The sequence below is a fragment of the Pseudooceanicola lipolyticus genome (assembly GCF_002786325.1).
Classification (GTDB): Bacteria; Pseudomonadota; Alphaproteobacteria; order Rhodobacterales; family Rhodobacteraceae; genus Pseudooceanicola_C; species Pseudooceanicola_C lipolyticus.
This window is the reverse complement of sequence record NZ_PGTB01000151.1, coordinates 1-8,683: the sequence shown is the minus strand read 5'-3', so window position 1 is coordinate 8,683 and position 8,683 is coordinate 1. Positions and strand designations below refer to the sequence as shown.

At 64.9% G+C, this 8,683-nt stretch carries 7 protein-coding genes and 1 pseudogene; 4 read left to right on the top strand and 4 right to left on the bottom strand.

Annotated features, from left to right (window positions below; genetic code table 11):
• The 4 genes and pseudogenes from CVM52_RS21035 to CVM52_RS21020 form a co-directional block, all read left to right on the top strand.
• Positions 1–210 (top strand): annotated as a pseudogene (locus CVM52_RS21035) (DNA polymerase III subunit delta'); the annotation flags it as partial.
• A gap of 21 nt (positions 211–231) precedes the next feature.
• Entirely contained in the window at positions 232–1,038 is an 807-nt protein-coding gene (locus CVM52_RS21030; protein ID WP_100164358.1) for a TatD family hydrolase, read from the top strand.
• On the top strand, positions 1,038–1,835 hold the full coding sequence (locus CVM52_RS21025) for an MBL fold metallo-hydrolase (protein WP_100164357.1): 798 nt from the start codon (positions 1,038–1,040) through the stop codon (positions 1,833–1,835). The genes CVM52_RS21030 and CVM52_RS21025 overlap by 1 nt, the downstream gene beginning before the upstream one ends.
• Before the next feature lie 67 nt (positions 1,836–1,902).
• A complete protein-coding gene (locus CVM52_RS21020) occupies positions 1,903–2,841 on the top strand; it encodes an AEC family transporter (RefSeq protein ID WP_100164356.1) in 939 nt (312 codons plus the stop codon).
• An 87-nt stretch (positions 2,842–2,928) separates the two neighbouring features.
• On the opposite strand, the gene metH is transcribed toward CVM52_RS21020, so the two are convergent.
• From metH to CVM52_RS21000, 4 genes are all read right to left on the bottom strand, one after another.
• Positions 2,929–6,711, bottom strand: a complete 3,783-nt coding sequence (gene metH / locus CVM52_RS21015; protein ID WP_100164355.1) for a methionine synthase — start codon at positions 6,709–6,711, stop codon at positions 2,929–2,931.
• Positions 6,712–6,898: 187 nt separating this feature from the next.
• Positions 6,899–7,834 carry a glutathione synthase gene (gshB, locus tag CVM52_RS21010; RefSeq protein ID WP_100164354.1) on the bottom strand — a complete coding sequence of 312 codons (936 nt, stop codon included), beginning with the start codon at positions 7,832–7,834 and terminating at the stop codon, positions 6,899–6,901.
• A 63-nt stretch (positions 7,835–7,897) separates the two neighbouring features.
• Complete coding sequence (locus tag CVM52_RS21005) at positions 7,898–8,275, bottom strand: YraN family protein (protein ID WP_100164353.1); 378 nt, start codon at positions 8,273–8,275, stop codon at positions 7,898–7,900.
• A 4-nt stretch (positions 8,276–8,279) separates the two neighbouring features.
• On the bottom strand, positions 8,280–8,683 hold a 404-nt coding region (locus CVM52_RS21000; protein WP_240621018.1), incomplete at its 5' end, for an SAM-dependent methyltransferase.

The window sequence follows — 8,683 nt, the reverse complement described above, 5'->3', positions numbered from 1 at the left end:
GCCACCGGCGAGCCCCCCCGCCCCGAGGCCGCCCCCGACGAGGCGCGCATTCTGACCGCGTTGTCGGGCACTCCGCTGAAAGCGCGGGCATGGGCCGAGGCTGCGGCCGAGATCAGCAGCCGCACCCGCCAGGGCGCGGCGGTCAACCTTGACCCCGCTTCACTTGTCCTAGATACGGTTTTCAAAATGCAGGACACCGCGGCGGGCTAAGCCTGCCGATCTTCGCGCGACATGACTGATATACCCCAGATCACCGACAGCCATTGCCACCTGGATTTTCCCGATTTCGACGGAGAACTGGACACCATCATCGCCGATGCCAAGGCCGCCGGCGTCACCCGCATGGTCACCATCTGCACCCGGCTGAAAAACGAACCCGTCGTGCGCGCCATCGCCGAGGCGCATGACCCGGTGTTCTACGCCGCCGGCACCCACCCGATGAGCGCCGCCGACGAACCGCTGGTCACCGTTGACGCGCTGACCGCGCTGGCGCGGCATCCGAAATTTGTTGGCATCGGCGAAACCGGGCTCGACTATCACTATACCGCCGACAGCGCCGACATTCAGCAACGCTCGCTGCGCCTCCATATCGCCGCGGCGCGCGACACCGGGCTGCCGCTGATCATCCATGCCCGCGATGCCGATGCCGACATGGCCCGCATCCTGACCGAGGAATACCGCAACGGCGCCTATTCCTGCGTCATGCATTGCTTTTCCTCGGGCGCCGAACTGGCCAGGGCCGCGCTTGACCTCGGGTTCTACCTGTCGATGTCGGGCATCGCCGCCTTTCCCAAAAGCCAGGATCTGCGCGACATTTTCACCGCCGCCCCGGTCGACCGCATCCTGGTGGAAACCGACAGCCCCTACCTCGCCCCGCCACCGCATCGCGGCAAACGCAACCAGCCGGCCTATACCGCGCTGACTGCGCAGGTCGGCGCCGAGGCCTTCGGGATGGATTACGCCGCCTTTGCGGCGCAGACCCAGAAGAATTTCGACCGCCTGTTCTGGAAGGTGGGCACATTCGAGGCCGCCGCCTGATGGGCGAAATGCGCTTCACCATCCTCGGCTGCGGCTCGTCCGGCGGCGTGCCCCGTCTGGGCGGGCATTGGGGCGATTGCGACCCCGAGAACCCGAAGAATTACCGCCGCCGCTGTTCGATGCTGGTCGAGCGCGAGGGCGAAGGCGGCACCACATCGGTGCTGATCGACACCACCCCCGACCTGCGCAACCAACTGCTGGATACCGGGACCGGGCGGCTGGACGCGGTGGTCTATACCCATTCCCATGCCGATCACGTGCATGGCATCGACGATCTGCGCATGATCGTGTTCAACACCCGCCAGCGCCTGCCGGTCTGGGCCGATGGCGATACGCAGAACGCGCTGCTGTCGCGGTTCGGCTATGCCTTCGTGCAGCCCGAGGGCTCGCCCTATCCGCCGATCCTGAACATGAAGACCATTTCCGGCCCGTTCGAGATTGACGGTGCCGGCGGCCCGATCCCGTTCCGCCCGTTCCGGGTGGGCCATGGATCGATCGATTCCCTGGGGTTCCGCATGGGCGATGTCGCCTACCTGCCGGATGTTGCCGAGATCTATGACGAGGCATGGCCGGCGCTGAACGGGCTTGACTGGTTCATCGTCGACGCGCTGCGCCGCACGCCGCATCCGACCCATTCGCACCTGGACAACACGCTGGGCTGGATCGAGCGGATCAGGCCCGCCAACGCGGTGCTGACCAACATGCATATCGATCTCGATTACGAGACCGTCTGCCGCGAAACGCCAGACAATGTCACCGCCGCCTATGACGGCATGACCATCCGCGTGCCGGTGTGAGGAAAGCATCCGGATTCCCTATGTGCGCTGTGGGAGGCAGCCTCAACCCGAAGGACCCGCCCCCCGCATGATCCAGTCACTGTTTGACGTCGTGGTTCCGGTTTTCCTGGTGATCGGGGCCGGCTATGTGGCCACGCGCGCCAATTTCTTCACCTCGTACCATGTCGATGGCCTGATGAAATTCACCCAGAATTTCGCCATCCCCTGCCTGCTGTTTTACGCCATCGCCACCATCGATTTGAAGCAAAGTTTCGAGCCCGGGCTGCTTGTATCCTTCTATGGCGCCGCCGGTCTGTGTTTCGCCGCCGGCATGGCCGGCGCGCGGCTGCTGTTCAAGCGCGACTGGGAAGATTGCGTGGTGATCGGCTTTGCCTGCCTGTTTTCCAACTCGCTGCTCCTGGGCCTGCCGATCACCGAACGCGCCTTCGGACAGCAGGCGCTGGTCGGCAACTATGCCATCATCGCCTTCCACTCGCCGTTTTGCTACGGGCTCGGACTGACGGTGATGGAATTCTTCCGTGCCCGCGGCAAAACCGGCCTTGGCTTTGTCCGCTCGGTGCTGTCGGCGATGTTCAACAACACGCTGATCATGGGCATTGCGCTGGGCTTTCTGTTCAACATCTCGGGCCTGGCGATCCCCGGCGTCGTCGACGACGCGCTGCAACTGATCATCCGCGCCGCCCTGCCCTGCGCGCTCTTCGCCCTGGGCGGCGTGCTGGTGCAATACCGCCCCGAAGGCGACCTGCGCGCCATCACCTTCGTCTGCGCGATTTCACTGCTGCTGCACCCCACGCTGGTCTGGCTGTTCGGCACCGCGCTGGCGGTGCCACAGGACCTGTTCCGCTCGGCAATCATGAACTCGGCGATGCCGCCGGGCTTCAACGCTTACATCTTTGCCAATCTCTACGGCCGGGCCAAGCGGGTGGCCGCCTCTTCGGTGCTGATCGCAACCGGCGCGTCGGTACTCACCGTTTGGCTCTGGCTGATCGCGCTGGGGCACAATTGACGCGACAGGCTGCCCCGGCCCGCGTTGCCGTGGTGAAACGCAGCGCAGGATGCGGTTCCACCCCATCCTGCCATCCGTGAACCGGCCCTATTCCGCCGCGATTGCGGCGCTGCCGCCGGGCGTGTAATTCAGGATCGGCGCCAGCCAGCGTTCGGCCTCTTCCACCGTCATGCCCTTGCGCGCGGCGTAATCCGCAACCTGGTCACGCTCGACCTTGGCAACCCCGAAATAATAGCTGTCGGGATGGCCGATATAGAGCCCCGACACCGACGCCCCCGGCCACATCGCATAGCTTTCGGTCAGTTCCACGCCGGTTGCCGCGGTTGCATCCAGCAATTTGAACAGGGTTGCCTTTTCGGTGTGATCGGGCTGGGCCGGATAGCCGGGCGCCGGGCGGATACCGCTGTATTTCTCGGCGATCAGATCGGCATTGCTCAGCGCCTCCTGCGGCGCATAGCCCCACAGGTCGGTGCGCACCTTCTGATGCATCCGTTCGGCCAGCGCCTCGGCAAAGCGGTCGGCCAGCGCCTTGACCAGGATTGCCGAGTAATCGTCGTTATTGCCTTCGAAGGCCTCGGCAATTGCCACTTCCTCCAGCCCGGCGGTCACCACGAAGCCGCCGACGTAGTCCGGCACGCTGCCCTCGGGCGCGACGAAATCGGACAGTGCCACGTTGCGCCGGTCGCCGCGCTTGGCGGTCTGCTGGCGCAGCGTGTGCAGGGTGGCCAGCGTCTCGGACCGGTCGTCGTCGGTGAACAGGCGGATGTCATCGCCCACCGCATTGGCCGGCCAGAAACCGACCACCGCGCGCGGGCGGAACCACTTCTCGTCGATGACCCGCCGCAGCATGTCCTGCGCATCGGCAAACAGCTGCCGCGCCGCTTCGCCCTGTTTCTCATCCTCCAGGATGCGGGGATAGACGCCGCGCATCTCCCAGGTGTGAAAGAACGGGGTCCAGTCGATATAGCGGCTCAGCTCTTCCAGATCCCAGTCCTCGAAGCTGCGCGTGCCAAGGAAGCCGGGCGTGGTGGCGGCATAGCCGGAAAAATCGATCTTGGGCGCGTTGTCGCGCGCGGCCTGCAAGGTCACCCGCGTCTTGGCCAGCTCGGCTCGGCTGTGCTGTTCGGCCACATCGGCATATTCGGTCCGGATGCCCTCGACATAACCCGATTTTTGAGTCGTCGACAGCAGCGATGACACCACGCCCACTGCGCGGCTGGCATCGGTCACATAGATTGCCTGCCCCTTGTTGTAACGGGGATGGATCTTCACCGCCGTGTGTACCCGCGAGGTGGTGGCGCCGCCGATCAGCAGCGGGATGTCAAAGCCGTCGCGCTCCATCTCGGCGGCCACATGCACCATCTCGTCCAGCGACGGGGTGATCAGGCCCGACAGGCCGATCACGTCGACGCCGCGCTCCTTGGCGGTGGCCAGGATCTTCTCGGCCGGCACCATGACGCCCAGGTCGATGATCTCGTAATTGTTGCAGGCCAGCACGACGCCGACGATGTTCTTGCCAATGTCGTGCACATCGCCCTTCACCGTCGCCATCAACACCTTGCCAGCGCTTTCGCGGCCGTCGTCGCCGTTCAGGCGCTTTTCCTCTTCCATGTAGGGCAGCAGTACAGCCACCGCCTGTTTCATCACCCGGGCCGATTTCACCACCTGCGGCAGGAACATCTTGCCCGAGCCGAACAGGTCGCCCACCACGTTCATGCCGGCCATCAGCGGGCCTTCGATCACGTGCAGCGGCCGTTCCGCCTGCTGTCGGGCTTCCTCGGTATCATCCTCGATAAACTCGGTAATGCCGTTGACCAGCGCGTGTTCCAGCCGCTTCTCGACCGGGAGTTCCCGCCACGACATGTCCTTTTCGCGGCCCTTGCCACCGCTCTGGCCTCGGTATTTCTCGGCGATCTCCAGCAGGTTTTCGGTGGCATTGCCGCCATTGGCCGGCGCGCGGTTCAGCACCACGTCCTCGCAGGCTTCGCGCAGTTCGGCGTCGATCTGGTCATAGACCGCCAGCTGGCCGGCATTGACGATGCCCATATCCATACCCGCCTGGATGGCGTGGTACAGGAACACCGCATGCATCGCCTCGCGCACCGGCTCGTTGCCGCGGAAGGAAAAGCTCAGGTTCGACACGCCGCCCGAGATATGCACATGCGGGCAATCCCGCACGATGCGCCGCGTCGCCTCGATGAAATCGACACCGTAATTGTCATGCTCCTCGATCCCGGTCGCCACCGCGAACACGTTGGGGTCGAAGATGATATCCTCCGGCGGGAAACCGACCTTTTCGGTCAGCAGCTTATAGGCGCGGGTGCAGATCTCGACCTTGCGATCCTCGGTATCGGCCTGGCCCTCTTCGTCAAAGGCCATCACCACCACCGCGGCGCCATAGGCGCGGCACAGCCGGGCTTGCTGCAGGAAGGCCTCTTCGCCCTCCTTCATCGAGATCGAGTTGACGATGGACTTGCCCTGCACGCATTGCAGCCCGGCCTCGATCACCTCCCATTTCGAACTGTCGATCATCACCGGCACGCGGGCGATGTCGGGTTCGGCGGCGATCAGGTTCAGGAACTCGATCATCGCCTGTTTCGAATCGATCAGGCCCTCGTCCATGTTCACGTCGATCACTTGTGCGCCGTTCTCGACCTGCTGGCGCGCCACTTCCAGCGCGGCGGCGTAATCGGCATTGGTGATCAGTTTGCGGAACCGGGCCGAGCCGGTGACATTGGTGCGCTCGCCGACGTTGACGAAGGGAATCTCCTCGGTCAGCGTGAACGGCTCCAAACCCGACAGCCGCATCTTCGGCGCCGGCTTCGGCAGCGCCCGCGGCGCAAACCCCTGCATCGCATCGGCGATGGCGCGGATATGGTCATAGGTCGACCCGCAGCAGCCGCCGACGATATTGACCAGCCCCTCGCGGGCAAATTCGGCCACCTGTGCCGCCATCGCCTCGGGGCTTTCGTCATACTCGCCCATCTCGTTGGGCAGGCCGGCATTGGGATAGGCGCAGATCAGCGTCTCGGCCACGCCCGACAGCTCGGCGATATGCGCGCGCATCGCCGCCGCGCCCAGCGCGCAGTTCAGCCCCACGGTCAGCGGCTGGGCATGGCGTACCGAATGCCAGAAGGCCGTGGGCGTCTGCCCCGACAGGGTCCGTCCCGACAGGTCGGTGATGGTGCCCGAGATCATCACCGGCAGGCGCAGGCCGCGCTCGGCAAACACCTCCTCGCAGGCAAAGATCGCCGCCTTGGCATTCAGCGTGTCGAAGATGGTCTCGATCAGTAGCAGGTCGGCGCCGCCCTCGATCAGTGCACGCGCCTGCGCGCCATAGGCCTGGCGCAGCGTGTCGAAGGTGACGGCGCGATAGCCCGGATTGTTCACATCCGGGCTGATCGAGGCGGTGCGGTTCGTCGGTCCCAGCGCCCCAGCGACGAAACGCGCGCGGCCGTCCTCGGCCTCGGCCCGGTCCATCGCCTGCCGCGCCAGCCGCGCCCCCTGATAGTTCAGATCATAAACCGCCGCCTCCATGCCGTAATCGGCCTGGGCAATGCTGGTCGAGGAAAACGTGTTGGTCTCGACGATATCGGCGCCGGCCATGGCATAGAGAAAGTGGATCTCCTCCATGGCATCGGGCTGGGTCAGGTTCAGAAGGTCGTTATTGCCCTTCTGCGGCCTGTCCTCGCCCTGCAGGTGTTGACAGCCGCAACCGCAGCCGCTGCCATGGCCCTGGAAATCCTCTTCCGACAGGCCCAGTTGCTGGATCTGGGTGCCCATCGCCCCATCGAGGATCAGGATGCGCTCTTGGCAGGCTTTCTGCAAACGGGCGAATACGGGCGAAAGGGGCAGTTGGGAAGAAGACATGGGGATATGGCGGCCGGAAATAAGGAATGTGTCGACGCGGCCGTCTTACAGGCCCGCAGGCCTCAAATCCAATTCATATTAATCATTGTCTTTATGAGGAACGCTCACAAAGCCCAGAAGACCTGGCAGGGGTCGACCCGATCTGGTCCGGGCCCAGGCGGCCCCGGACCGGCATTTGCGGCGCCTCCTAGGTCAGCTTGGCCTCGATCGCCTGCCAGATCTGCGCCGCGACATTGATGCCGTCGAACCGCTCCAGTTCCTGAATGCCGGTGGGCGAGGTCACGTTGATCTCGGTCAGGTAATCGCCGATCACGTCGATGCCGACAAACACCTGCCCCTTTTCCCGCAGCAGCGGCCCGATCGTCGCGCAGATCTCCCTGTCGCGCGCGGTCAGGTCGATCTTTTCCGGGCGGCCACCCACATGCATGTTCGACCGGGTCTCGCCCTCGGCCGGCACCCGGTTGATCGCGCCGACGGCTTCGCCGTCAACCAGGATCACCCGCTTGTCGCCCTTGCTGACGGCGGGCAGGAATTTCTGCACGATCAGCGGCTCGCGCGAGAAGCCGGTGAACAGCTCATGCAACGAGGACAGGTTGCGGTCATTGGCGTCCAGCCGGAACACCCCGGCGCCGCCATTGCCGTAAAGCGGTTTGAGGATGACATCGCCATGCTTGGCCTTGAAGGCGCGGATCACCTCCAGGTCGCGGGCGATGGTGGTCGGCGGGGTCAGCTGCGGAAAGTTCAGCACCAGCAGCTTCTCGGGATAGTTGCGCACCCAGAACGGATCATTCACCACCAGAACCTGCCCGGCCAGCCGGTCCAGCAGATGCGTCGAAGTGATGTAATGCATGTCGAAGGGCGGGTCCTGGCGCAGCCAGATCACGTCCATCTCGGCCAGGTCGACCTCGCGCCGTTCACCCAGCACCGCCGGGTTGCCGGCCACCCGCTGCACCGTCATGTCATGGCCGCGCGCGGTGATCCGGCCCTCCTGATAGGCCAGCTGGTCGGGGCTGTAGTAAAACAGCTCGTGGCCGCGCGCCTGCGCCTCTTCCGCCAGGCGAAAGCTGCTGTCGGCATTGATGTCCACGGCCCCGATCGGGTCCATCTGAAAGGCGATCTTCATGCGCGTTCCCCTGCGGTTTCACGGCCGATACATGGCGCAAGGCAGGGATGGGATCAATGGCGATCAGGCCTCGCCAAAGGCGTTCTCGATGATGCGGCAGCGCCCGGTCCGGTCCACCAGCGCCACGTCAAACCGGACATGGGTCAGCAGACCGCCGGGTTCGCCGGCCAGGAATTGCTGTGCCGCGTCGCAGATGCGCTGCATCTGGCGGCGGCAGATGCGTTCGGCGGCGCGGGCAAAATCGCGCGCCGTCTTGACCTCGACAAAGACCAGGCCTTCGCGGTCGCGGGTGATCAGGTCGATCTCGCCGCCGGAGGCGCGCCAGCGACGGTGCTCCACCGCATAGCCGCGCCGCTGATAGGCGCGCGCGACGCTGTCCTCGGCCGAGAGCCCCGCCAGATAGGCGGTCTGTCCGCGCGTTGCCAATGCCTGATCCGCCATCTGTTCAGCCCTTCGCCAGTTTCAGTGCCAGCTGGTAGACATCGCGCCGCTTCGCATTGTGCAGACCGGCCACCAGATCGGCGGCGTCGCGCACCGAATGGGTTTGCAGCGCCGCTTTCAGATCCTGTTCTAGATCAGCTTCGCTAATATTCTCCGAACGCCCGCGCTCCACGATCACCACGATCTCGCCCCTCGGCGGCGCCTCGGCGACGGCGGCGGCCAGTTCGGCCAGCGGTGCACGGCGGATTTCCTCGAATTTCTTGGTCAGCTCGCGGCAGACCGCCGCCTCGCGCGCACCGCCCAGCACTTCGGCCATATCGGCCAGCGCCGCTGCCAGCCGCTTGGGCGATTCGTAGAACGCCAGCGTTCCGGGCACCGCCGCCAGCGCGCTCAGCCGGGTGCGGCGCG